Source organism: Paracidovorax wautersii (genome assembly GCF_031453675.1).
Classification (GTDB): Bacteria; Pseudomonadota; Gammaproteobacteria; order Burkholderiales; family Burkholderiaceae_C; genus Paracidovorax.
Genome location: NZ_JAVIZX010000001.1, coordinates 2,373,269 through 2,398,993, shown reverse-complemented (window position 1 = coordinate 2,398,993; position 25,725 = coordinate 2,373,269). Strand labels below are relative to the sequence as shown.

The window sequence follows — 25,725 nt, the reverse complement described above, 5'->3', positions numbered from 1 at the left end:
GCGGGTCTTCAGCGCGCCGCTGCCGCGCCTTTCAATCGAGCTTGAAGGCGCCCACCGCGCGCTGCAGATCCTGCGCGCGCTCGTTGAGGGCCGCGGCCGCCCGCGACGCCTGCTGCACCAGGGCGGCGTTCTGCTGGGTGGTGCCGTCCATCTGGGCGACGGACTGGTTCACCTGCACGATGCCGTCGCTTTGCGCATGCAGCGCGTGGGAGATCTCGCCCAGCAGGCCGCTGACCTGCCCCACCGCGGTCACGATGTCCTGCATGGTGCGGCCCGCCTCGTCCACCAGACCCGCACCGCTGCGCACCTGCTCGACCGAGGCGTCGATCAGGCCCTTGATCTCGCGCGCGGCCACGGCGCTGCGCTGCGCCAGACTGCGCACCTCCGAGGCCACCACCGCAAACCCCCGGCCCTGCTCACCAGCGCGCGCGGCTTCCACCGCGGCGTTCAGCGCCAGGATGTTGGTCTGGAAGGCGATGCCCTCGATCACCTGGATGATGTCCACGATCTTGTGGGAGCTGCCGCTGATGGCCTGCATGGTCTGCACCACCTGGCCGACCACGGCGCCCCCCCGCTCGGCCGTGCCCGAGGCCTGCACCGCCAGGCCGCTGGCCGACTGGGCCCGGTCTGCGTTCTGGCGCACCGTGGCCGTGAGCTGCTCCATGCTCTGGGCCGTCTCGGCCAAGGAGGCCACCTGTTCGCCAGTGCGGCGCTCCAGGTCGCCGTTGCCGGCGTCGATCTCACCCGCGCTCGCGCCGATGGCATCGGTGGACTGCTTGATGCGGGAGACCAGTTCGGTCAGCGTGTCCTCCATGGTGCCCAGCGCGCCCAGCAGCCGCCCGAAGTCGCCCTTCAGCTCGGAGCTGAACTCCTGGCTCAGGTCTCCGGCCGCCACGGTTTCAGCGATCAGGATGGCCTGGTCCAGCGGGGTGACGATGCCCCGGCGCAGCAGCACGAAGGCCGCCCCCGCCACGAGAAAGATCGCGCAGCCCAGGCCCAGCAGCCAGGCACGCATGCTGGAGAGTTCGGCATCCGCCGAGGCAACGGCGCGCTCGATGGGCGCCCGCAGGGCAGCGTCGGGCAGGGCTGCTGCCGCCTGCATCGCGCCACGGTGTGCGTCCTGCGCCCGACCGATGTCGGAGACCCCCACGCCCATCAACAGCCCCACCAGCAACGCCAGCACACCAAATGCCAGGACAAGGCGCGTTCCCGTCCTCAAACCATCCCAAGCCATGGATCTGTCTCCTGCCGTTTCCGTGTGCAGGACGCCCTGGGCGTCCCAAATGTTGCAATTGGCAACAAATGCATCCTAACCTGCCTCCCGCGCCCCTGTCTCCGGGGATTGCCCTGCCCTGTGCCGGCTACGCAACGCGGCCTCTGAGACAATCCGGCAGTGGACCTTTCCAATCTCATTCAAACCGTTCTCATCTACGCCCTGCCGGTGCTGTTCGCCATCACGGTGCACGAGGCCGCACACGGGTACGCCGCTCGCCATTTCGGCGACAACACCGCGCTGATGATGGGACGCATCACGCTCAACCCGCTCAAGCACATCGACCCGGTAGGCACCATCCTGATGCCGGTGCTGCTGTACTTCGCCACGTCGGGCGCCTTCCTGTTCGGGTATGCCAAGCCGGTGCCGGTGAACTTCGGCCACCTGCGCAACCCCAAGCGCGACATGGTCTGGGTGGCGCTGGCAGGTCCCGCTTCCAACTTCTTCCAGGCTATTCTCTGGGCCATCTTCCTCATCGCACTGGTCGGCTTCGGCGTGGACGAGCGGTTCTTCATGGAAATGGCACGCGCCGGCATCCTGGTGAACCTGGTGATGTGGGCCTTCAACCTGTTTCCGCTGCCTCCGCTCGATGGCGGCCGCATTCTGGTGGGCCTGCTGCCCTGGAAGCAGGCGCAGTGGGTGTCCCGCATCGAGCCGTTCGGCTTCTTCATCGTGCTGGCGCTGGTCGTCGCCGGCATCGTCGGCACCCTGTGGCTGCGGCCGCTGATGTCGCTGGGCTACAGCATCATCAATCTGCTGCTGACGCCGCTCACGGCCCTCCTGGGCTGACCGCCTTCTTCGCTTCGCTTACCGTCACGTCGTTCCCATGAGCACCACGCGCTTTCTCACCGGCATCACCACCACCGGAACCCCCCACCTGGGCAACTTCGTCGGGTCCATCCGCCCGTCGGTCGAGGCCAGCCGGCGGGCCGGTGTGCAGAGCTTCTATTTCCTGGCGGACTACCACGCGCTCATCAAGTGCGAAGACCCGGTGCGCATCCAGCGCTCCACGCTGGAAATCGCGGCCAGTTGGCTGGCCGCAGGCCTCGACCCGGCGCATGTGGTCTTCTACCGCCAGTCCGACATTCCCGAGATCCCGGAGCTGAACTGGCTGCTGTCGTGCGTGACGGGCAAGGGCCTGCTCAACCGCGCGCATGCCTACAAGGCATCGCAGGACAAGAATGCCGAAGCCGGCCGTGAGGCGGACGACGGCGTGACCGCCGGCCTGTTCATGTACCCCGTGCTCATGGGTGCCGACATCCTGATGTTCAAGGCCCACAAGGTGCCGGTGGGCCGCGACCAGGTGCAGCACATCGAGATGGCGCGCGACATGGCGTCCAGCTTCAATCACCTGTACGGCGAGCATTTCGTGCTGCCCGAGGCCGCCATCGACGAGCATGTGGCGCTCCTGCCCGGACTGGATGGCCGCAAGATGAGCAAGAGCTACAACAACACCATCCCGCTGTTCACGCCGCGCGAGCAGTTGCGCAAGCTCATCATGGGCCTGCTGACCGATTCCAAGGCCCCCGGAGAGCCCAAGGACACCGAGGGCTCCGCACTGTTCCAGATCTACCAGGCGTTCGCGACCGAGGCCGAGACCGAAGCCCTCCGCCAGCAGTACGCCGCCGGCATCGCCTGGGGTGATGCCAAGCAGATCCTCTTCGAGCGCGTGGACCAGCTGATCGCCCCCATGCGCGAACGCTACGAGGCGCTGATGGCCGACCCCGGCCAGATCGAAGACATCCTGCTGGCCGGCGCAGCACGTGCCCGGGCGCTCGCCACCCCGTTCACGCAAGAGCTGCGGACGGCTGTCGGCCTGCGCAGCCTGCGCACCCAGGCCGCCGGCGCGCCGTCTGCCGCTAAGGGCGGCAAGGCCGCGCTGCCTGTGTTCAAGCAGTACCGCGAAGCCGATGGGCAGTTCTACTTCAAGCTGGTGGCCGCCGACGGCAGGATGCTGCTGCAGAGCACGGGCTTCGGCGCCCCGAAGGAGGCCGGCCAGGCCATCGGCCGCCTGCAGAAGGAGCCCGATGCGCTGGCAGCGCTGGCCGACAGGCTCGCGCCTGTGGAAGGCGTGACCCCTGACGACGTAGCCCGGGCGCTGGACGCGCTGCGGGCTGCTGCCGACGCCTGACCCTGCGGCAGGCCGGCGGCGCCGGCCTGTGCACGCTGCAGCCCCCGACCGCCATGCCACTCACCAGCCGCACCTTCCTCCAGTCCTGCCTCCAGCACATGCTCCGCTGGACGTTCACCCTCGTCGTGCTGGCGGCCGTCGGCTACGCCACCTTCATCGCCATCCGTTTCCACCACCTGGACACCCGCCTCTACGCCTGGTTCAGCCACCTAGGCCAGCAGGCCCCCGTGACACCGGCCGGCCATGATGGCCTCACGCTGCAGGGGTATGCGCTGGAGCGTGCCATTCAGGTCGCAGGCGTGGGCCGCAATCTGTCCGGCCTGGCCTTCGACCCGGATCGCCAGCAACTCATCGCGGTCGTCAACCGGCCCGCGACGCTGTTGCGCCTGTCGCAGGACGGCAGCGTGCAATCCCGGCACGCCCTGCAGCATGCCGCCGACGTGGAGGGGGTCGCCTACCTCGGAGCCGGCCGCATCGCACTGGTGGAAGAGGGCCGCAGCCGCATTCTGTTTGCACAATTGCCGGAAACGGCGGACGCCCCCATGGACCTGCGGCACGCCACGGCGCTGCGCCTGTCCCTGCAGACGCCTGAAAAGCCGGGCCTGACGACGGGCAACCAGGGCTTCGAAGGCCTCGCGTATGACGCGCGCCACGACTACCTGTATGTCGCCAAGGAACATTCGCCCCGGGCGCTGTACCGCATCTCCGGCATGGCGCGGCAGTCACCGAGTGGCACGCAGTCGATCGCGGTGGAGAACCTCAGCGACTGGGTCGCGTCGGATGCGGTCGTGGGTACCGACCTGTCGTCGGCCGAAGTCGATCCCCGCACGGGCCACCTGCTGCTGCTCAGCGATGAATCGCAGTCACTGGTCGAACTCGACGAGCAAGGCCGCTTCCTGGGTCGCATCGCGCTCTCCGACTGGCTGGCACAAGAGGGCGCGGTCCCACAGGCCGAAGGCATCGCCATCGACCCGCAAGGCGGCATCTACCTCGTCAGCGAGCCCAACCTGTTCTACCGGCTGCGGCCGCCGCCCCCGCGCTGAGATCGACTGCAGTGCGGGATCACCGGGGCCAGCACCGCCGGCGGCAACCGCCAGCCCCGTCCGGCCCGGCCCGCAGCAGTGCGGCAGAAGCCGATTCAGACGCACCGCCGCGGCCTTGACCGGACAGGCGCTGTGCGGTGCCCCAAGTTGGCGCGGTCAGGCCCGCACGGACTGCACAGACGTGGAGCATGCGGACGCCGCCCACAGCGCCCCAGCCAAGGCACTCCCCGATCGATCCGGGCACGAAGCTTGCAAGACACCCTGCAATCCACTGGTGTCGTTGCCGGTGGCGGTTGATGACTCCGCTAATGACGGCGGAACCCGAGCGAGCTGAAAGCCCCCACGCTGGCAGCCCGGTTGTTCCAACCTATTCACGACGTGATCCTCGGTTGCGCTGCGCGCCGGGCAGGCCGGCGTGCACAGGAATCCGACATGAAGATCGTTGTGATTGGCCACGGCATGGTAGGCCACAAGTTTCTCGAGCAACTCCACGAGCTCGGGCTCGCGCAGGCCGACGTCACGGTGCTGTGCGAAGAGCCCCGCCCCGCCTACGACCGGGTGCACCTCTCCGAATTCTTTGCCGGCAAGACGGCCGATGACCTGTCGCTGGTCGAGCCCGGGTTCTTCGAGCGCACCGGCTTCACCCTGCGCCTGGGGGCACGCGCCGTGGCCATCGAACGGCGCAACCACACCGTCACCACGGCCGACGGCGAGGTGCTGCATTACGACAAGCTGGTGCTGGCCACCGGATCGGTGCCCTTCGTGCCGCCCGTGCCCGGGCGAGAGCGCCCTCACTGCTTCGTCTACCGCACCATCGAGAACCTGGAAGCCATGCAGGCGTCGGGAGCGAAATCACGCACCGGCGTGGTCGTGGGCGGCGGGCTGCTGGGGCTGGAATGCGCCAAGGCACTGCGCGACCTGGGACTGGAAACCCATGTGGTGGAGTTTGCCCCGCGCCTGATGACGGTGCAGGTCGACGACGGCGGAGGCCGCGTGCTCAAGGACAAGATCGAAGCGCTGGGCGTCCACGTGCACACCAGCCGCAACACGGTCGAGATCACCGATGGCGCCATGGCCCGGCACCGCATGGTGTTCGCCGACGGCACCCACCTGGAGGCCGACATGATCGTGTTCTCCGCCGGCATCCGGCCCCAGGACGCGCTGGCGCGCCAGTGCGCGCTGGCCATCGGCCCGCGCGGAGGCGTGGCCATCGACGAGCACTGCCGCACCAGCGACCGCAATGTGTACGCCATCGGCGAGTGCGCGTCGTGGAACGACCAGACCTTCGGCCTGGTGGCGCCCGGCTACGACATGGCTCGCGTGGCGGCCCGGCACATCGCCGGCGACGCCGGCGCAAGCTTCGGGGGTGCCGACATGAGCACCAAGCTCAAGCTGATGGGCGTGGACGTCGCCAGCATCGGCGACGCGCAGGGGCGCACGCCGCACTGTCGCAACTACCAGTACATCGACGAGCGCAAGCAGATCTACAAGAAGATCGTGGTCAGCGACGATGGCAAGCGGCTGCTCGGCGCCGTGCTGGTGGGCGACGCCGCGGAATACGGCACGCTGCTGCAGATGGCGCTCAACGGCATCGTGCTGCCGGAAGAGCCGGAGTTCCTGATCCTACCGTCCAGCGACGGGAAGGCCAAACCCGGCCTGGGCGTGGATGCCCTGCCCGATGGCGCCCAGATCTGCTCGTGCAACAGCGTCAGCAAAGGCCAGATCTGTGCGGCGGTGGGAGACGGCGTGTGCACGATCGCCGACATGAAGGCGTGCACCAAGGCCGGCGCCACCTGCGGCGGCTGCGTGCCCCTGGTCACGCAGGTGATGAAGGCCGAGATGGCCAAGCGCGGCATGGCGGTGAACAACCATGTGTGCGAACACTTCCCGTACTCCCGCCAGGAGCTGTACCACCTGGTCCGCGTAGGCCAGATCAAGAGCTTTGGGGACCTGTTGGCACAGCACGGCAAGGGCTTGGGCTGCGACATCTGCAAGCCGCTGGCGGCCAGCATCTTCGCTTCATGTTGGAACGAGTTCGTGCTCAAGCGCGAGCTGGCCTCCCTGCAGGACAGCAACGATTACTACCTGGGCAACATCCAGAAGGATGGCACCTACTCCGTGGTGCCGCGCATGCCCGGCGGCGAGGTCACTCCCGACGGCCTCATCGCTGTGGGCCAGGTAGCCAAGAAATACGGCCTGTACACCAAGGTCACGGGCGGGGCGCGCGTCGACATGTTCGGCGCCCGGCTCGAGCAACTGCCGCTGATCTGGGAGGAGCTTATCGCTGCCGGATTCGAGTCGGGGCACGCTTATGGCAAGTCGCTGCGCACGGTGAAGAGCTGCGTCGGCTCCACCTGGTGCCGCTACGGCGTGCAGGACAGCGTGGGCCTGGCGGTTGAACTGGAGAACCGCTACAAGGGACTGCGCGCGCCGCACAAGATCAAGTTCGGCGTGTCGGGCTGCACCCGCGAGTGTGCCGAGGCACAGGGCAAGGACGTGGGCGTGATCGCCACGGAAAAGGGCTGGAACCTCTACGTGTGCGGCAATGGCGGCATGAAGCCGCGCCACGCCGAGTTGCTGGCCAGCGATCTGGACAAGGAGCAGCTCGTACGCCTGATCGACCGCTTCCTCATGTTCTATGTGCGCACGGCCGACCGGCTGCAGCGCACCAGCACCTGGCGCGAAGGCCTCGAGGGCGGGCTGGATTACCTGAAGGACGTCCTGCTCCACGACAGCCTGCGTCTGGCCGATGAGCTGGAGCAGCAGATGCAGCATGTGGTCGATACCTACCAATGCGAATGGAAGACCGCGGTGACCGACCCGGCGGTGCGCCAGCGCTTCCGCACCTTCGTCAACAGCAGCCAGGGAGACCAGCGCATCATGTTCGTGCAGGAACGCGGTCAGATCCGCCCCGCGCGTCCGGAGGAACGCACCGGCACCGCAGCCGTGGCGGAGCCCGCATGACCACGCCAAGCCAGGACACCCCCATGGACCTCTCCTCCTCTTCTACCGCCGCCGCCCCTTGGTCTTCCGTCTGCATGGTGGACGATGTCCTGCCCGACACGGGCGTCTGTGCCCTCGTGGAAGGACGCCACGTCGCCGTGTTCCGCGTGGGAGCCGCGCAGTGGTTCGCCATCGACAACGTGGACCCCAAGTCGCAGGCCAGCGTGCTGTCCCGAGGGCTGGTGGGCAGCCTTGGCGAGCGCATCGTCGTCGCCTCGCCGCTGTACAAGAACCACTTCGATCTGCGCACGGGCGAATGCGTGGAGGCCCCCGAACACTCGGTCGGTGCGCACCCCGTGCGCGTGGAAGAAGGCCGCGTCTACGTCGCGTGCACCTGAACGCATTGCAGGGGCGCATGGCGTAGGCCCTGTAAGGGCGCTCGGACTCCTTACACTGGATGGCCTCGCCGCCGTTCCGCCAACACCATGCCTGCCGCCCGCTCCTCCACCTCGCCTTCTGCTGCACGGTTGGTGCTGCAGGCCAAACAGCGGGAGATCGACGCCGCACGCCAGCTGGCAGATCGCATCGAATGCGTGGACGCCATCCGCCAGTGCATCCATGCGCTGCAGCATGAGCGAGGCGCCACCAGCATCTACCTGGCCTCCGAAGGGCAGCGCTTTGCGCAGGTGCGCGAAGGCGCAGTGGCACAGTCCCGCGCGGCAGGGCAACGCCTGCAAGCGGCCTTCACCGCGCAGGCCCAGGCACCTCAGGGCAGCACGGCCAACATGCTGTCGCTGATGGCACTGACCTGGATCGGACTGGACGCGCTCGACGGTTTGCGCGAGCGCTTCGAGCGCCGCCAGAGCAGCGCCCACGATGCGGTCACGGCTCTCAGCCGGCTGATCGCCGGCATGGTGGAGCTGATCTCGCATGTGGCCGATGCCGCCCTGCTGCCCAGCGCGTCCCGGATGCTGGTATCGCTGCTGCACCTGGTGCAGAGCAAGGAAGCCGCTGGTCAGGAACGCGCCGTGGGGGCGCAGCTGTTCGCCTCGGGCGCCAGCGATGCCGTGCAGCAGGAACGCGTCGTGCACCTCATCGAGGCGCAGGAACGGGGCCTGAAGGTGTTCGCCGACTTTTCCGACACCGCGCTGCGCGAGCAGTGGGACCGCCTGCAGTTGGCCCCCGGCACCGCGCGGCTGGAGCGCCTGCGCCGTGTGCTGTTCACGGCCCGGGCAGGCGCGCCCATCGACAGCGCGCTCAGCGATGACTGGTTCACCGTGACCAGCGAGCGCATCGCCGCGCTGGGCGAATACGAGGCCGAACTGGTCGCCCGGCTCCGCGCGGAGTGCGCGGCCCATATCCAGCAGGCGCAGCAAGCCCTGCAGGACTCGGAGGGGTTACTGCGCGGACTGCACGACAACCCGCCGCCGCACATGCATGCGGTGGAGCGATTCTTCGGCAGCGCCCAGGCCTCCCATGGCGCACCCACGCTCGCCGTCGCGGCCGGCACTGCCGCAGCGGGTTCCGACACGGCCGGCGCGACTTCGCTGCTGGAGCTGCTGCAGTCGCAGGCTGCCCAGTTGGCACGCACCGAAGCCGAGCTGGAATCCGTGCGCCGCACGCTCAACGAACGCCGGGTGATCGAACGGGCCAAAGGCGCCTTAATGTCCCGGCTGGGCATGACCGAAGAAGCCGCGTTCCGGGCGCTGCAGAAGACGTCCATGGACCAGAACCGGCGGCTGCTGGAGGTGGCGGAAGCCACGCTCGCGCTGCCCGATCTCGCCTTTGCGCATTTGGCCGCCGCGCAGCCTCCGCGCTCCGCCTCCTGATCCAACGCAGTGCAGCCACGCACCACCTGCGGGCCCGCCGCCCCGTTTCCGTGCCTTGTCGGCTGCCCGAGCTCATGCACCACCGCGGAGCGCGTGGCATGGAATCTGCAAGGTGATTGCAGCTCCGGCTAAAGGCGGCAGGAGCACGGGTCCGCCAGGGCCCTGACCGAATTCTGGTCTCCCCTCTCCTGGATAAAGGCGTCCAACTGCGCTGCAACCCCTGCGGGTTGCGCCGGTGGACGCTTTTTTGTTTTCGTCGTTCTCATTTTCGGGAGCTGCCAAGGCAGGCTCCCAAGGAGTGCCCCATGGCCTATCTCGCACCCGCCGAATTCGTCACCAAGATGGTCGATGCCGGCGAATCCAAGCTGCTCATGTCCACCCGCGACACGCTGATCCGCTCCTACATGGCGGGGGCCATCCTTTCCCTGGCCGCGGCGTTCGCCGTGAGCGTCACCGTCAACACGGGCAACCCGCTGCTGGGTGCCCTGCTGTTCCCGGTTGGTTTCGTCATGCTGTACCTGCTGGGCTTCGACCTGCTGACCGGGGTGTTCACGCTGGCGCCGCTGGCGGTGATCGACAAGCGGCCGGGCGCCACCTGGAAGGGCGTGCTGCGCAATTGGGGCCTGGTGTTCTGCGGCAACTTCGCCGGTGCGCTGACCGTGGCCGTGTTCATGGCCATCATCTTCACCTTCGGCTTCAGCGAGGCCCCCAACGCCATCGGGCAGAAACTGGGTCACATCGGTGAAGGCCGTACGCTGGGCTACTCGGCCCACGGCGCCTCCGGCATGCTCACGCTCTTCGTGCGCGCCGTGATGTGTAACTGGATGGTGTCCACGGGCGTGGTGGCCGCCATGATGTCCACCAGCGTGTCGGGCAAGACCATCGGCATGTGGATGCCCATCACCGTGTTCTTCTACATGGGTTTCGAGCATTCGATCGTGAACATGTTCCTGTTCCCCACCGGCCTGATGCTGGGCGGGCAATTCACCCTGATGGACTACATCATCTGGAACGAAATCCCCACGGTGCTGGGCAACCTGGTCGGTGGCCTGACCTTCGTGGGCGCGACGCTGTACTCCACGCACTACAAGACGGCGCCGAAGCGGCCCGTCCGCTGATCAGCAGCCCCGCCGGCCCGCGCCGCTGCCTGCCGCTCCTATGAATGCCCCCCTTCCGCAGGTTTCTCTGGGGCAATGCTCCCTCGGCAAGGAAGGCGGCACCAACCAGGACTTCCATGGCGCGCGCGTACCCGATGGCTATCTGCGCACCAGCAAAGGGCTGGCGGTGGCGATGGCCGACGGCATCGGCTCCAGCCCGGTGAGCCAGGTGGCCAGCGCGGCCGCGGTGCGCAGCTTTCTCGACGACTATTTCGCCACCTCCGAGGCGTGGTCCGTGCGGCGGGCCGCGCAGCGCGTGCTGCAGGCCACCAACTCCTGGCTGCATGCGCAGAACCAGCGCGGCGACGCACGGTTCAACAAGGACTGCGGCTACGTCTGCACATTCAGCGCCCTGCTGCTCAAGGGGCGGCAGCTGCATCTGCTGCATGTGGGCGATGGGCGCGTCTTCCGGGTGCACACGCGTGCGCTGGAACAGCTGACCGAGGACCACCGGGTGCAGGTGTCCTCCAGCGAGTCCTACCTCGCCCGCGCCCTGGGTGTGGCGGCACATTTGGAGATCGACTACGCGGCCTGGGAAGCAGAGGCCGGCGAGGTCTATCTGCTGGCGACCGATGGCGCCCATGCCTTTCTGGATGCCGAGGCCGTCAGTGCGGCGCTGGCTGCGCACGCCGACGATTTGGATGCGGCGGCCGCGGCGCTCGCGCGCCTCGCCCGAACCCGCGGCAGCACGGATGACATCACGGTGCAACTGCTGCGCATCGACACCCTGCCCCAGGAAGCCGGCTTGCAGGCTTCGCTTCAGCGCGACGGCATGCGGCTGCCCGGCCCGCTGGCGCCACGCTCGGTTTTCGAGGGCTATGCCATCGTGCGCGAGTTGCATGTGAGCCCGCGCAGCCATGTTTACCTGGCGATCGATGAGGCGACGGGGATCCAGGTCGCGTTGAAGACGCCTGCCGTGGACCGGCGGGATGACGCCGGCTACCTCGACCGCTTTCTGCTTGACGAATGGGTGGCCCGTCGCGTGGACAGCCCGCACGTCGTTCGGGCCCATGTGGCGGACCGACCGCGCACCCATTTGTTCGTGGCCATGGAATACATCGAAGGCCAGACGCTGGCGCAATGGATGGTGGACCACCCTCGGCCGGACCTGGTCAGCGTACGGTCCCTGGCACTGCAAATCGCGGCAGGACTGCATGCACTGCACCGCCGCGAAATGCTGCACCAGGACTTACGGCCCGCCAACGTCATGATCGACCCGTCCGGTACGGCGCGCCTTATCGATCTGGCGTCCACCCACGTCGCGGGATTGGTCGAATCCGGTGAAGAGGTGCGCGCCCGTGCGCTGATGGGAACGCTGCAATACACCGCGCCAGAGTACTTTCTCGACCGGGGCGGCGACGAGCGATCGGACCTCTTCTCGCTCGCGGTGCTGTGCTATCAAATGCTCACCGGCCAACTGCCCTATGGCTTGCAACCCACGCAGCTGCGCGGCGCCGCGGACCTGCGGCGCCTGCGTTATGTGCCCTTGCGGCACCATCGACCGGATCTGCCTGGATGGCTGGACGGCGTGCTGCAGAAAGCACTCCACCCCGATCCGGCGCGCAGGCAGCAGGCCGTGTCCGAGCTGGCCCACGACCTGCAGTCCCCCGGACCGACCTTCCAGCACCGGCGGGTGGCGCCTCCGCTGGCGGAGCGCAACCCGGTGGCGTTCTGGCAGGCGATATCGGCGGTTCTGGCACTGGCAGTGTGCGTCTTGCTCGCGCTGCTGAGCCGCAGCGGCACCTGAAGAAGCCCTTAGGGGAAAGCGCAGGCGCTCCCACACTCAGACCGGAGGAGGCTCGACGTGGGTGGCCGGCGTTGCCTCCAAAACCAGTCCGAAGCGCCCGGCGAGTGAATCCACCAAGCCGAACTCCGCCAAGATCGCCTCCAGCCGCTGCGCCGCACTGCGCTTTTTCTGGCCGGTGTAGCGGGCGATGATCAGCTCGTTCTTCATGCTGTGCTCCCAGCCCACCAGTTCGGTCACCGTGACCTGGTAGCCAGAGGCCTCCAGATGCAGGCAGCGCAGCACATTGGTGATCTGGCTGCCCAGCTCGCGCGTGTGCAGCGGGTGCCGCCACAGCTCCGCCAGCGGCGTGCGCGCCAGTTGCAACGCCTTTCCCTGTCGCAGGCAGGCGGCCACCTCGGCCTGACAGCAAGGTACCAACACCATGGCCTTCGCCCGCTTCTGCAGCCCGAAGGCGATCGCATCATCGGTGGCGGTATCGCAGGCGTGCAGCGCCGTGACCACATCGATCTGTGCCGGGAGCTCGGACGCACCGGTGGACTCTGCCACCGACAGGTTCAAAAACGACATCCGCCCAAAGCCCAGCCGCTCGGCCAGTGCGCGCGACTTGTCCACCAGTTCGGCCCGCGTTTCTATGCCGTAGATGTGGCCATGTCCAAGCGCCTTGAAATACAGGTCGTAGAGAATGAAGCCCAGGTACGACTTGCCTGCGCCATGGTCCGCCAGGGTCGGACCCCGCCCGCCATCGCTGCCGGCGCCGGCAAGGTCCGACAGCAGGGGTTCGATGAACTGGAACAGGTGGTAGACCTGCTTGAGCTTGCGGCGCGAGTCTTGGTTGAGCCGCCCTTCGCGGGTCAGGATGTGCAGTTCCTTGAGCAGCTCCAGCGACTGGCCCGGGCGCAGTTCGTCCAGCAAGGCTGCCTCGGCGCTCCCACCCCCGGCTGCCGCCTTTGCACTGTGGCCCGTCGCAGACTGCCGCCGCGCGGCCTTCATGGCTGCGGCCCCAAGCCACCCGCTGCCGCACCCGGCGGATGCACGGGGCAGCGCGGTCCCACCTCCAGGGCAGCCCAGCCGTCGCTGCCCAGTTCTTCGAGCACCTCCATGTTGCGTTCGAAGATCGCCTCGGCTTCAGGAAACACTTCCACAGCCCGGTCGATGCTGTCCTCGCGCAGCAGGTGCAACGTGGGATACGGCGCCCGGTTGGTGCAGTTGGTCACATCGTCCACGTCCGTACCGTCGAACTGGAACTGCGGATGGAACGATGCGACCTGCAGAATGCCCCCCAGGTCCATGGCCTCCACCAACTCATCGGCCAGCGCCAGGAAATCGTTGAAGTCCAAGAAGTCTTCCATGCAGCCCGGCACGATCAACAGGGTCGTGTCGCGTTTCTCAGCGGAGATCTCAGCCAAGGCTTCCAACTCATGCTGCAGATCCCCAACCAACTCACGCGCATCGGTGGCCGCACTGACGACGTAGTGGATCTGGCCCTTGGCATGTACGCCTTTGGCAAAGGGGCAGAGGTTGAGTCCGATCACGGCCCGCTCCAGCCAGCGGACGGTGTCCTGCACGATGGTGTCGCGCGCATGCGCGGAGCCAGCGACGGCGCCGGAAAGTTCTTGGATCATGGGTTGGGAAGCAAAGGCAGGGTGGGCGCCCATTTTATTCGCCGGGCCCGCGACGCACTCCCCCGACTCCTCGCCGAGGCCCACGAGATCCGAAAGCATCAAGGACGCTTGGCAGGCCTGCTTGCGCCAACGCCGTGCGGCCCAACCCCGATCAGCTCAGCAAACGCTCTCCGGTGAGGCGCTCGTGTTCGCGGGCGGCAAAACGATCGGTCATGCCAGCGATGAAGTCGGCCACCGTCCTGGCGCGGTCCATGGCCTCTCCGCATTCCGCCTTGGCGCCATGGGCGCCCAGCATTTCCGCCGGGGTCTGCATGTACACGGCAAACAGATCACGGACGATCTGCTGCGCCCGCGCCGTGGTCTGCATCACCTGCGGATGCCGGTACAAATTGCGAAAGAGAAATCTCTTCAGCTCCTGCGATTGCTGACGCATGGGCTCGCTGAACCGTACGAGAACGACACCCGCGTCGCGAATATCCGCAAGGGACTCTGGCGTACATCCATCAATGGCCTCCCGGGTGGCGTCGATGACGTCATACACCTGCGCGCTCAACATCCGCCGGATCGCCTCGCTCAGCAGCCGCCGCGAATGCTGGGGCTGATCCAGACCGGGATGATCGGCCAGCACCTGCCGCCGGTAATGCTCGAACAAAGCGACCTGTTGCAGTTGCTCGAGCGTAATGAGGCCCGAGCGCACCCCGTCGTCGATGTCATGGGCGTTGTAGGCGATTTCATCAGCCAGGTTGCACAGTTGCGCCTCAAGGCTCGGCTGCTGCCGCAGCAAAAACCGCTCGCCGACGCCGTGTGGCTCCTGTTGTTCCAAGGCCTGCGCGTGCGCCCTGGAGCAGTGCTTGAGAATGCCTTCACGGGTCTCGAATGTGAGATTGAGGCCATCGTAGTCCGGATAGCGCTCCTCCAGCAGATCCACCACCCGCAGGCTCTGCAGGTTGTGCTCGAATCCTCCGTAGTCGGTCATGCACTCGTTGAGCGCGTCCTGGCCCGCGTGTCCGAACGGCGTGTGCCCCAAGTCGTGGGCCAGCGAGATGGCCTCGACAAGATCCTCATTGATGCGCAAGGTGCGTGCTACAGACCGCCCCAGTTGTGCCACCTCGAGCGAGTGGGTCAGCCGCGTCCGGAACAGATCGCCCTCATGGTTCAGAAAAACCTGGGTCTTGTAGACGAGCCTCCGAAACGCCGTGGAGTGCACGATGCGGTCCCGGTCTCGCTGGTACTCCGTCCGCGTGGGCGCCGATGGCACAGCATGTCTGCGGCCACGGGACTGGCCCGGGTGGCATGCGTAAGGGGCCAGATCGCAGTTACTCATCAAAAAAGCCTCTAACGCCCCACTACAAAGCGTCAATAGCTATCATAAATATAGCAATTACGCACAACAGATATCAATGACCTCACGTACCATCGCGTCGGGAGCGGGGCGCACAACGGCGCTCCCCGGCCCGTCGATCAGGACGAAGCGGATCTCTCCCGCTTCCGACTTCTTGTCGATCCGCATCAGTTCGAGGTAGCGCCCGGCGTTGTCGTTCGCATCGATGACCGCCCCCTTGACGGGCAGTCCCGCCCGCTCGATGAGGCGCCGAAGGCGCGCCACAAACTCTTCATCCACGCCGCCCAGGCGTCTGGACAGCTCTGCTGCCATCACCATGCCTGCAGCAACGCCCTCGCCGTGCAGCCACTGGCCATATCCCATGCCTGCTTCGATGGCATGGCCGAAGGTGTGTCCGAAATTGAGAATCGCCCGCAGACCCATTTCACGCTCATCGCCGCTGACCACCTCGGCTTTGATCTCGCAACTGCGCCGCACTGCGTAGGCCAAAGCGCCGATATCGCGCGCCCGCAGAGCATCCATGGACTCTTCCAACCAGGCCATGAACGCCATGTCGAAAATAGGCCCGTACTTGATGACCTCAGCCAACCCGGCCGAGACCTCGCGGTCCGGCAGAGTGGACAAGGTGTCGAGATCGCACACCACCAGGCGCGGCTGATAGAACGCGCCGATCATGTTCTTGCCCAGCGGATGGTTGATGGCCGTCTTGCCGCCGACGGAGGAGTCCACCTGGGCTAATAGCGTCGTCGGTACCTGCACGAACGGTACGCCACGCATATAGGACGCAGCGGCAAAGCCCGTCATATCGCCGACTACGCCGCCACCCAGCGCATACAGCACGGTTTTGCGGTCACAACCGTGCTTCAGCAGCGCGTCGAAGATCAGATTCAGCTGCTGCCAGTCCTTGTACTGCTCGCCATCCGGCAGCTCGACGCGGTGCACCACGCGGTGGATGCCCTGCAGCGTTGTAGACAGCCTCTCGCCCCACAAAGGCCCTACGGTATCGTTGGTCACAACGACGGCTGCATGGGACCGCGGCACCTGGATGAACGACTCCACTGACGAAAGGAGCGACGAGCCAATGGCGATCTGGTAGGACCGGTCACCGAGTGCAATCTCCAAACTCATAGATTCAAGTGCTTCCTGCAACGCATTTCGGCGCCCACCCGGTGGCGCACGGTGATGACCATAGGCCAAAGACAAAGGGCGGGTGGCCTGCGCCACCCGCCCTTGAATTATCTATGGAACGACAGGTCGAACGAGCCAGTGTTCAGTTTGGCCGATCACAACCGCCAGCCGCATTGTCGGAACCGTAGGGAGCCGTGAGGAACGATCCGTTTGTCTCGTCGCCTTCAATAAAGCCCGTGACAAAGCGGCGCTCCACGGTGCCTTCGGATCCTGCCACGCTGGTCGTCACCTTGACTGCGTATTCCAGCCAGGTCGCCACATTTTGTGGGTACTCGATCTGAATCGTTGCACGGCCGTTGGTACCCGTCGTGCGGGAGCCCACGTAGGAAATGAGGATGTCTGCCTTGCGCGGCGTCAACACGCCATCGCCGTTGCGGTCTTCACCGGCGTCCAGCAACCCGTTGCGATTGGCATCTTCATTCGCACAGATGAGCTTCACACCGTTGTACGCAGGCCCCTTGAAGTAATTCACCAAGTCCACGCTGGCGGAGATCTGCGCATTGCTGACCGCGTTGCCTGCGGAGTCGGCCACCGCCACGTCGAACCGCTTGATGTACGTGAGGTTATCGGTCCCCTTGGACATTTCATTGTTGGAACCCAGAGTGATCGATAGGGGCTCTGCTGCAACCGTCAGCGTCGCCGTCCGGACATTGGGGCAGGCGCCGTTGGCGATCTCTGCATCCGTGTTGCCATAGCACGCCCGAATGACGACGCCGTTGGTGGGGCTGGAGCGGGTTCCCGGCACATAGTCTGCGTTGGCAATCCCGTTCACATCGGTATACACCGTGGCCGCTCCGGTGGAGATGAACTCTCCTGCGCCCAAGCCCGGGGGAACGATATCGAAGCGCACGCGCACATCCTTGATCGCCTGATTGGCCGCGGTCTGAAACAGCGCCCTCAAGCTTGCGCGATTGGTTGTCGCACCGGCTGAGTTGGGCGCGATCGTATTTGGAGTGATAGACAAGCTCGCCGCGCTGATGGTGCCGACGGCATCAGGCACACCTCCCGTCGCGCTGACCACCTGTACGTCCCGGCTGGCCGTCACGCCCGAGGCCCTGGCCTCCACGGTGTAATTGCCGGTCGTCGCCGGGGCTGCTGCGAGGCTTGCCGCTGCCACGCCGTTCACATCCGTCCTTACGGTCCCAGTAAACCCCAGGGTGCCTCCCAAGACAACGTTGGTGTTGCCGATGCCGGCGCTGTTCACATCCGTGACTCGTAGCGACAACGTGACCGGAGCACCAGGCGCCGGCGCGGCGGGAACCGTCGAGAACGTGATCTGGCTTCCGGTCACAGGCAGGACATCGGACTTTGATTGGGCACCTGCACTTACGGTGAAAGCGATGTTGCGGTTGGCCTTGTTGCTGCCGGTGGAAATCGTACCGGTCGCTTTCCCCGAAGCGTCGGTCGTAGTGGTTGCCGGCGTGTAAATGCCGGAGTCCACAACGACGGAAACGGCAGCACCATTCACTGGATTGTTGTTGGAGTCCAATGCCGTCACAGTCAATACCGCGCCGTCCGAACCGGTGTTGGTCAATGTACTTTTATCGAGTTGGTAGTCGATGCTCGCTACCGTCGGCGTTACCGTACCGCCAGGAGTAGTACCCGTACCAGTACCGCCGGAAGGCGTTCCTCCGCTCCCACCGCCACCGCCGCAGGCCGCGAGCGAGCCCACCAGAAAAATCACGAGAATATTTTTTATCATCTTCACTTCGCCATCTCCCTCATTAACGTACGGGTCCCTTGTCCGAAATCACTTTGGGCGTGATGAAAATCAACACTTCGCGCTTAGACGTTTCCCGGGTGCGATTCTTGAACAGATTCCCCACCACAGGGACATCTCCCAGTAAAGGAATTTTGTTTTCTTGGTTGGTCTCTTCCATCTCGAAAATGCCGCCTATCACCACGGTGCCACCGTTCTCCACCAACACCTGCGTTTTCACGTGCTTCGTGTCGATGGCAACGCCCTGGGTGGTCGTCTCACCGCGGCTGTCTTTGTTCACATCCAAATCGAGGATGATGTTCCCCTCCGGAGTAATCTGCGGCGTGACTTCCAGTTTCAACACAGCCTTTTTGAAAGCGATGGTCGTAGCCCCGTTCGGTGCAGTGACCGAATAGGGATATTCCGTACCTTGCTCGATCAGTGCCTTGGTTTGATCCGCGGTAATCAGGCGAGGGCTGGATACGATCTTTCCGTTGCCTTCTGCCTCCAGAGCCGACAGTTCAAGGGTCAGGAAGCGATTGGCGGCCGAATTGAAGATCGACAGTGCGAAACTCCCCACCGCAGCGCCCCCCGAAAGAGAGGCCGGCAGGTTCACAAATGAACTTCCGGTATTGACCGTCCCGAACCCCGCAGAGCCGGTCGCGTTATCAAAGCTGGTTCCGAGCGCAACGCGGTTGCCGCCACCGAGACTGTAGCCGCCATCTCCCCCACGTTGCGCTCGCAGATCGCCGCCACCCAGCTTTACGCCGAGTGATCGACCAAAAGTATCCCGTGCTTCCACAATGCGGGCTTCAATCATCACCTGGCGCACCGCGACGTCCAGGGTCAGCAATAGCAGCCGAACCTCTTCAAGCTTCGCCGGTGTATCGGTCACGAACAGCTGATTAGTCCGTGGTTCAGCTATCGCACTTCCTCGCTCCGACAAGAATCTGTTTCCCTGGGCAGATGTACCACCACTACCGCCTGTAGAGGTGGTCAACTGAGTCACCATATCTGCAGCCTTCGCATAATTCAGCTGATAAGACTGAGTACGCAGCGGCTCCAACTTCTGAATGGCCAGCGCTGCCTCGTAATCCTTGCGGGTTCTCGCATCAATTTCATCTTTCGGCGCAATCCACAGCACAGTGCCGGATTTACGCATTCCCAGACCCCGGGCATCCATGATGATTTGAAGTGCCTGGTCCCATGGCACATCTTTCAACCGCAACGTCAAGGCACCCGTAACTGTGTCAGAGGTGACGATATTGAAATTGGTAAAATCGGCGATCACCTGTAGCAGCGAACGCACTTCAATATTCTGGAAGTTCAGCGACAGCTTTTCGCCGCTGTACACAGTACCAGAGCTGAGCTTGGTGACATCGACCTTCTTCTGGCGGATTTCTACGACAAACTGACTGTCGCTTTGGTAAGCGCTGTGCTCCCATTCACCGACAGAGCGGACGGTCATCCTGATCCGGTCACCCTGTGGGGTTGTAGTAACCAGCTGAACAGGCGTACCGAAATCGGTCACGTCCAGCCTCCGCCGAAGGCCCTCTGGCAACGAAGAATGCAGGAATTCGATGACCAGATTCTCGCCTTGCTTGCGAAGGTCCACTCCCACTTGGTTGTTTGGCAAACCCACTACCAAGCGCCCCGCACCGTCGCTGCCGCGACGAAAATCGATATCTTTCAGTGGCTGCACATCACGGCTGCGATCCTCCGCAAACACGGTGGAGTTGACCGGGGTTGCAGTCGATGCGGCCACCGGGTCCAAGGTCACCAGAAGAACTTTGCCTTGAAGGTCAGTACGATAGGATGTGGCCGACTTCAAATTCAGTACCACACGCGACCTGTCGCCAGCCTGAACCACATTGGCAGACTTCAAGTTTCCCTGGTTGACATCGATAAAATTGCGGCCAGTCGCATTACCGACGCCCTGGAAGTCCAACGCAATGCGCGCAGGCGATTGAATCGAAAAACCGGTCGGCACGGAAGGAAGGTTTTCCGTGAATTGAATGCGAACGACCTCTGCGCCGTTTTGGACACTTCCAGTAATTGCCTCAATAGACCCCTGCGCGGTTGCACCCACGCTGAATCCACAGCACGCCGCAAAGCAGGTGGCCTGCCAAAGACGAGCAATCTTGATTTGGCTCCAGATCATTTATTTACCTTTCCCTCTTGCAGACCGAGAGTGCTCGTTCGCTCAACCCATTCACCTGCCGCATCTTGAACAATTTCCCGCAACTGGATTTCAGTCTCGGATATTTTCGTGATTCTTCCGTAATTCTGACCCAGGTAATTGCCAACCCTCACCTGATAGATCAGCTTATCGACACTTAACAGGGCTGTTGGCGCGCCAGCCTTGTTCAAACTGCCAACCATCGCCATCGCATCGAGTGGATAGGCCTCAAGAGGCTCTTTTCTCCTGGCCATCTCAGGCGCCACCAACGCACTCGAAGTCGACTGCGCCGTTTCCTTGCGCAAGGCCTGGGTGAGTTTGAGTGGACTGAAGGGGTCCACGCTGTTGGCGGCAGCGTAGTCCACGGGGGTGAACTGCTTCGGCTCAGACAAAGGAACAATTTTTGGACGGATATTGGCCCGCAACTCTCGCATCCATTCACGGAGTTCATCCTCGCCGGCCGGTCCACACCCGGACAAAACTATCCCAAGCCCGACCACTGTAAGAATATGTGCTGCCTTCATTACTTACGTGCCCCCTGGGCTGCCTTCTGGGCCTGTATCTCTTCTTGGTCAAGATACCGGAAGGTGCGCGCGGTAGCCTCCAGTGAAAGTACCGTCGCATCCTTACCACCAGGCATTAACGCGATGTTATTCAGCGTCACGATGCGTGAAAGATGGGCCACATCGGAAGCAAATGCACCAATGTCGTGGTACTGCCCTGTGACTTTTAAGGAAATGGGTAACTCAGCATAATAATCTCGGACAACGACTTGGCCCGGTCTGAATAACTCAAACTGGAGGCTACGCCCAAGTCCGGCTTGGTTGATATCGGACAGCAGTGCCGCCATTTCTGCCTTACTAGGAAGTTGCTTTTCCAATTGCAGAACATATTGCTGGACTTGTTCCCGCTGTTTTTTCAGGCCATCCAGGCTAACGGCCTTAGTCAGCTTCTTCTCGTAATCTGCCCGCAGTGTTTGCTCGGTACTCCGCTCCGTTTCCAACTCGGCTTCGTAGTCCTTTAAAAACGCAAACCAAGAGAAAACCACGATCGCAGAGGCAATGCACAGGCATAGCAGGACACGCGGCAGAAGCGGCCACCTCGAAGGATCTTGGGGATCCAGATTCTTGAACTGCCGCTGCAGCGACTCCTGCAGTTGCTCACCGCTCATACGGTTAGAAAGCTTCATCGGCATGTCAGCGTCCTCCCGCTGCAGAAACTGCCGCGGTCTGTGCTTGGACTTCGCTGCTGCGGACCAGCTTGAAGCGGAGGTTGAAAGAGGCGACGCGCCGCTGATCCCGCGGAGTCAAGGCAACGTTGCTCGCCACAATCTCAACCAACTCGGGCTTGGAGAACCAAGGGGTGTTGTCGGCAAGATTCCGCAGCATTTCCGACACGCGCTCATTGGATTGCGCCATCCCTTGCATACTGACAGTCTGATCTACCTGCTTCAGACTGGTGATATAGACCCCGTCAGGCAGTTGGGCCACGAGTTCGTTCAGCATGTAAACGGGCAAGTTGCGGTCCGATTGCAAATCTTCCACAGCCTTTTGGCGTGCGCGCAAAGCCGCAATTTCGTCTTCAAGCGTCGCAATCTCCTTGATCTGACCTTCCAAGACACGGATTTCCTGTTTCAGAAATGCGTTCCTGCCTTGCTGGTCCGTGATCATCATCTGGAACCACCAGTACACGATGCCGGCAATCGCCAAACCAGCAAGCGCGGACATCAGCATGGTGGCCTGGAATGCCTCTTTCCGCCGCTTGCGCGCGGCTTCTCTGTGCGGCAGTAAGTTAATCAGGATCACTGCAGAAACCTCCGCATGGCCAATCCGCAGGAAGTGAGATAAGACGGAGCTTCCCTCACCATCTTCTTCAGGCGCACAGAACTGCCGATCTCCATCCCCTCAAAAGGATTCACCATCGAACAGGCGAAACCCGTGGTGTGCGTAACGGCTTCCGTCAGGCCCGCCAGCGGAGCCGATCCGCCTGCAAGCAAGATGTGATCGACCCGGTTGTAGGGCGTGCTGGTGAAGAAGAACTGGAGCGCCCGGCCAACCTCTTGCGCCATGCTGTCCACAAAGGGACGCAGGACGGCGCTCTGGTAGTCCTCCGGAAGATCCCCACTGCGCTTTTTGCTTTCGGCCTCATCCAGCGAAAAACCATACTGGCGCACGATCAGCTGCGTGAGCTGAGCCCCCCCGAAAGCTTGATCGCGGTCATACAGCACCTCCTCGTTGCGGATGACCTGCATGCTGGTAGCGAGTGCACCCACCTCGAACAAGGCGACCATGGCATCTACGCCGCGGTTGGGAAGTGCTTCAATGAGGCGCCCTGCGGCCAGCCGGGAAGCATTCGACTCGATGTCGACAATGACGGGCTTGAGACCGGCGGCTTCAGCCAGTCCCTGTCGGTCCTGGACTTTTTCCTTGCGGGATGCAGCGATGAGCACATCAACGTCGCCCGGGGAACTTTTGCTGGGGCCCACGATGCAGAAATCGAGGCTGACTTCGTCCAGGGAAAAAGGAATGTATTGGTTGGCTTCGGACTCAACCTGAACTTCCAGCTCCTGCTCGGACATGCCGCCAGGCAGGGTGATGCGCTTGGTGATCACGGCCGATGGAGGCAAAGCGAGCGCAACATTCTTGGTCCGCGTACCGCTCTTTTTCACCAGACGGCGCATGGCCTCGGCGACCTCATCGAACTTTTCGATGTTGCCATCCACGATCCAACCCCGCTCGAGGGGCTCGATGGCACAGCGCTCCAAGACCGTATTCCCGGACTTGTGCTGCCCCAGCTCTACCAGCTTGACACTGGAGGAACTGATGTCGATCCCCAACAGAGGAGCGGACTGGCGACTGAACAAAGACCCCAAAGAGATCAAAATTTGGCCCCTCGAACTTATACAAATTGGACGCAACAAAACCTAACAGCTTGCAGGGATGCTAGCAGCAAGGTAGTTTTAGGCAAAGATTCCTTGCCAAATGTAAGCGGCGAGCCGTTGTCAAAAGTTGACGCTGCCGCCGTGTTTTTCGTGGTGGGCACCCCAGCAACGGCATTGCGGCCCCCTTTAAGGGCGGCCCCGGCTGATCGCCATATTTTTTATAATCGGGGATTGCCCCTTTTGAGCGCCCGATGCCGCATCCCGACAAGCCTACTCCTGCCCCCTCTCGTCCCCGCTGGTTACGTTGGCTGATCCGTGGCTTCGCGTGGCTGATGGGCTTGGCCCTCGCAGGCGCCTTGGCTGGGCTTCTCACAATTGCAGTAGCGCTGGCAGTGGCTTACCCGAACTTGCCGGATATCTCCGATCTGGCGGACTACCGCCCTAAGTTGCCGCTGCGCGTGTACTCCACGGAGGGTGCCCTACTGGGAGAGTTCGGCGAGGAGCGGCGAAATCTGACGCCCATCCAGGACATTCCGAAGGTGATGACCAATGCGGTACTAGCCATCGAGGACGCCCGCTTCTTCCAACACGGCGGCGTGGACTACAAAGGCGTCGTTCGGGCGGGGCTGGCAAACTTGGGCCGGGTAAAGAGCCAGGGGGCATCCACCATCACAATGCAGGTAGCGCGCAATGTCTATCTTTCGTCCGAAAAGACATTCACGCGCAAAATTTACGAAATATTACTGACTTTCAAGCTGGAGCATTTGCTGTCGAAAAATCAGATTCTTGAAATCTACATGAATCAGATTTACCTCGGTAATAGAGCCTACGGATTTGCGGCCGCATCAGAAACGTATTTTGGCAAGCCTCTGAAGTCGATTTCCATCGCGGAGGCCGCCATGCTCGCTGGCCTGCCCAAGGCCCCCTCCGCCTACAACCCCATCAGCAACCCCAAGAGAGCGCGCATTCGTCAGCTGTACATCATTGACCGCATGGTGGAGAACGGCTTCATTACTGCCGAGGAAGCCGCTGCGGCGAAGCAGGAAGACCTGAAGCTGCGTTCGGGACCGGACAGCACCCGCGTCCATGCCGAATACGTGGCCGAGATGGTGCGCCAGCTGATCTTCTCGCAGTACGGCAACGAGGCCTACACGCGGGGCCTGAACGTGTACACGACCTTGAATGCAGGCGAGCAGGAAGCCGCATACGTAGCGTTGCGCAAGGGCATCATGGACTACGAACGGCGCCAGCACTACCGAGGCCCCGAGAAGTTCGCCACGCTTCCGTCGGATCCCCAGGAAGCCGAAGACGCGGTTGACGACATCCTTGCGGGGCATCCCGACAATGGCGACGTTCTGTCGGCCGTGGTTCTGGAGGTCACTGCCAAGAAAATCGTGGCCGCCCGCGCCAGCGGGGATCCGATCGAGATCACCGGGGACGGGCTCAAGCCGGTTCAATCCGGTCTGAGCGATAAGGCCGCGCCCAACATCAAGATCCGCCGCGGCGCCGTGATCCGCGTGGTTCAGACCCCGAAAAAAACCTGGGAGGCGACTCAGCTGCCCGAGGTGGAAGGTGCTTTCGTTGCTCTGGACCCGAGGACCGGTGCCGTCCGCGCCCTGGTCGGAGGCTTCGATTTCGACAAGAACAAGTTCAACCATGTGACCCAGGCATGGCGCCAGCCCGGTTCCAGTTTCAAGCCTTTCATTTATTCAGCCGCGCTGGAGAAGGGCTTCACGCCGGCCACCGTCGTCAACGATGCCCCGCTCTTCTTCAGTGCGGGCGTGACCGGAGGCCAGCCATGGGAACCGAAGAACTATGACGGCAAGTACGACGGCCCCATGACGTTGCGTACTGGCTTGGCCCGGTCGAAGAACGTGGTGTCCATCCGCGTTCTGCAGGCCGTGGGCGCCAAGAACGCCCAGGACTGGGTGGGGCGTTTCGGCTTCGACCCGGAACGGCATCCGCCGTACCTGACCATGGCCCTCGGCGCCGGCTCGGTGACGCCCATGCAGATGGTGGCGGCCTATTCGGTATTTGCCAATGGCGGCTATCGCGTGAATCCGTACCTGATTTCCCGCGTCACCGACCACAAGGGCCGCATCCTGTCCGACTTCCAGCCACCTGCGATCGAGAACAACCCGCGTGCGATCGAGGCCCGCAATGCCTTCATCATGGACAGCCTGCTGCAGGAAGTCACGCGGTCGGGCACCGCGGCCCGTGCACAGGCCACGTTGAAGCGCCCGGATGTGTATGGCAAGACCGGCACGACGAACGACGCCGTCGACGCCTGGTTCGCCGGTTTCCAGCCGACCATCGCCGCAGTCACGTGGATTGGCTATGACACGCCCCGCAATCTGGGCAGCCGTGAAACCGGCGGCGGTCTGAGCCTGCCGATCTGGATCAGCTTCATGGAGCGCGCGCTCAAGGGCGTGCCCGTGGCCGAGCCGACCGTGCCGCCCGGCGTGGTGAACGTCAGTGGCGAATGGTTCTACGAGGAGTACGCCCGCAACGCCGGCGTGGCCAGCGTGGGCATGGAAGACCAGCCCCCGGCGGCTGCTCCGGGCGTGGCACCCACGGCGCCACCGCCGTCGGAAGAGCGCAACAAGATCCTCGATCTGTTCAGGAATTGACGGCGGCATGCCTGCGCGCCGTCCGGTGCGAGGGCACGGCGGGTCGCTGCTTGCTTCAGCG

20 protein-coding genes are annotated in these 25,725 nt (G+C 63.6%); 9 read left to right on the top strand and 11 right to left on the bottom strand.

Going from position 1 to position 25,725, the window contains the following annotated elements; all coding sequences use genetic code 11:
• Positions 1-31: 31 nt before the first annotated feature.
• Positions 32-1,234, bottom strand: a complete 1,203-nt coding sequence (locus tag QE399_RS10835; protein WP_309828650.1) for a methyl-accepting chemotaxis protein — start codon at positions 1,232-1,234, stop codon at positions 32-34.
• Between the two features lie 159 nt (positions 1,235-1,393).
• Between QE399_RS10835 and QE399_RS10830 the strand changes: the two genes are divergently transcribed.
• From QE399_RS10830 to QE399_RS10795, 8 genes are all read left to right on the top strand, one after another.
• Complete coding sequence (locus QE399_RS10830; RefSeq protein WP_309828649.1) at positions 1,394-2,062, top strand: site-2 protease family protein; 669 nt, start codon at positions 1,394-1,396, stop codon at positions 2,060-2,062.
• A gap of 37 nt (positions 2,063-2,099) precedes the next feature.
• Positions 2,100-3,404, top strand: coding sequence for a tryptophan--tRNA ligase (locus QE399_RS10825; protein WP_309828648.1), 1,305 nt, complete (start codon positions 2,100-2,102; stop codon positions 3,402-3,404).
• Between the two features lie 53 nt (positions 3,405-3,457).
• A complete protein-coding gene (locus QE399_RS10820) occupies positions 3,458-4,447 on the top strand; it encodes an SdiA-regulated domain-containing protein (RefSeq protein WP_309828646.1) in 990 nt (329 codons plus the stop codon).
• A 432-nt stretch (positions 4,448-4,879) separates the two neighbouring features.
• Positions 4,880-7,411, top strand: a complete 2,532-nt coding sequence (nirB, locus tag QE399_RS10815) for a nitrite reductase large subunit NirB (protein ID WP_309828644.1) — start codon at positions 4,880-4,882, stop codon at positions 7,409-7,411.
• A gap of 23 nt (positions 7,412-7,434) precedes the next feature.
• Positions 7,435-7,788, top strand: a complete 354-nt coding sequence (nirD, locus tag QE399_RS10810; RefSeq protein ID WP_309828642.1) for a nitrite reductase small subunit NirD — start codon at positions 7,435-7,437, stop codon at positions 7,786-7,788.
• Between the two features lie 87 nt (positions 7,789-7,875).
• Positions 7,876-9,219, top strand: coding sequence for a nitrate- and nitrite sensing domain-containing protein (locus tag QE399_RS10805; RefSeq protein ID WP_309828640.1), 1,344 nt, complete (start codon positions 7,876-7,878; stop codon positions 9,217-9,219).
• 305 nt (positions 9,220-9,524) lie between these two features.
• Positions 9,525-10,337, top strand: a complete 813-nt coding sequence (locus QE399_RS10800; protein WP_309828639.1) for a formate/nitrite transporter family protein — start codon at positions 9,525-9,527, stop codon at positions 10,335-10,337.
• Between the two features lie 40 nt (positions 10,338-10,377).
• Positions 10,378-12,123 (top strand): bifunctional protein-serine/threonine kinase/phosphatase, encoded by a 1,746-nt coding sequence (locus QE399_RS10795; protein ID WP_309828638.1) that lies wholly within the window; start codon positions 10,378-10,380, stop codon positions 12,121-12,123.
• Between the two features lie 36 nt (positions 12,124-12,159).
• Here QE399_RS10795 and QE399_RS10790 read toward each other — a convergent pair whose 3' ends face one another.
• The 10 genes from QE399_RS10790 to QE399_RS10745 form a co-directional block, all read right to left on the bottom strand.
• A complete protein-coding gene (locus QE399_RS10790; RefSeq protein ID WP_405043509.1) occupies positions 12,160-13,113 on the bottom strand; it encodes a class I SAM-dependent methyltransferase in 954 nt (317 codons plus the stop codon).
• Positions 13,110-13,745, bottom strand: coding sequence for a DUF1415 domain-containing protein (locus QE399_RS10785; RefSeq protein WP_309828635.1), 636 nt, complete (start codon positions 13,743-13,745; stop codon positions 13,110-13,112). The genes QE399_RS10790 and QE399_RS10785 overlap by 4 nt, the downstream gene beginning before the upstream one ends.
• A 151-nt stretch (positions 13,746-13,896) precedes the next feature.
• Positions 13,897-15,069, bottom strand: a complete 1,173-nt coding sequence (locus QE399_RS10780) for a deoxyguanosinetriphosphate triphosphohydrolase (protein WP_309828633.1) — start codon at positions 15,067-15,069, stop codon at positions 13,897-13,899.
• A 57-nt stretch (positions 15,070-15,126) separates the two neighbouring features.
• Complete coding sequence (gene aroB / locus QE399_RS10775; protein WP_309828631.1) at positions 15,127-16,215, bottom strand: 3-dehydroquinate synthase; 1,089 nt, start codon at positions 16,213-16,215, stop codon at positions 15,127-15,129.
• 142 nt (positions 16,216-16,357) lie between these two features.
• Positions 16,358-17,983: an Ig-like domain-containing protein gene (locus QE399_RS10770; protein WP_405043506.1), complete on the bottom strand. Its 1,626-nt coding sequence runs from the start codon at positions 17,981-17,983 to the stop codon at positions 16,358-16,360.
• Between the two features lie 16 nt (positions 17,984-17,999).
• Positions 18,000-20,135 (bottom strand): type IV pilus secretin PilQ, encoded by a 2,136-nt coding sequence (locus QE399_RS10765; RefSeq protein ID WP_309828630.1) that lies wholly within the window; start codon positions 20,133-20,135, stop codon positions 18,000-18,002.
• Positions 20,132-20,677 carry a pilus assembly protein PilP gene (locus QE399_RS10760; RefSeq protein WP_309828627.1) on the bottom strand — a complete coding sequence of 182 codons (546 nt, stop codon included), beginning with the start codon at positions 20,675-20,677 and terminating at the stop codon, positions 20,132-20,134. Before QE399_RS10760 ends, QE399_RS10765 begins: the two co-directional genes overlap by 4 nt.
• Entirely contained in the window at positions 20,677-21,348 is a 672-nt protein-coding gene (locus QE399_RS10755; protein WP_309828626.1) for a type IV pilus inner membrane component PilO, read from the bottom strand. The genes QE399_RS10760 and QE399_RS10755 overlap by 1 nt, the downstream gene beginning before the upstream one ends.
• A gap of 1 nt (position 21,349) precedes the next feature.
• Complete coding sequence (locus tag QE399_RS10750; RefSeq protein ID WP_309828624.1) at positions 21,350-21,958, bottom strand: PilN domain-containing protein; 609 nt, start codon at positions 21,956-21,958, stop codon at positions 21,350-21,352.
• Positions 21,955-23,034: a pilus assembly protein PilM gene (locus QE399_RS10745; protein WP_309828622.1), complete on the bottom strand. Its 1,080-nt coding sequence runs from the start codon at positions 23,032-23,034 to the stop codon at positions 21,955-21,957. The genes QE399_RS10750 and QE399_RS10745 overlap by 4 nt, the downstream gene beginning before the upstream one ends.
• A gap of 251 nt (positions 23,035-23,285) precedes the next feature.
• Between QE399_RS10745 and QE399_RS10740 the strand changes: the two genes are divergently transcribed.
• Entirely contained in the window at positions 23,286-25,664 is a 2,379-nt protein-coding gene (locus tag QE399_RS10740; RefSeq protein WP_309828621.1) for a penicillin-binding protein 1A, read from the top strand.
• The last annotated feature ends 61 nt before the right edge of the window (positions 25,665-25,725 follow it).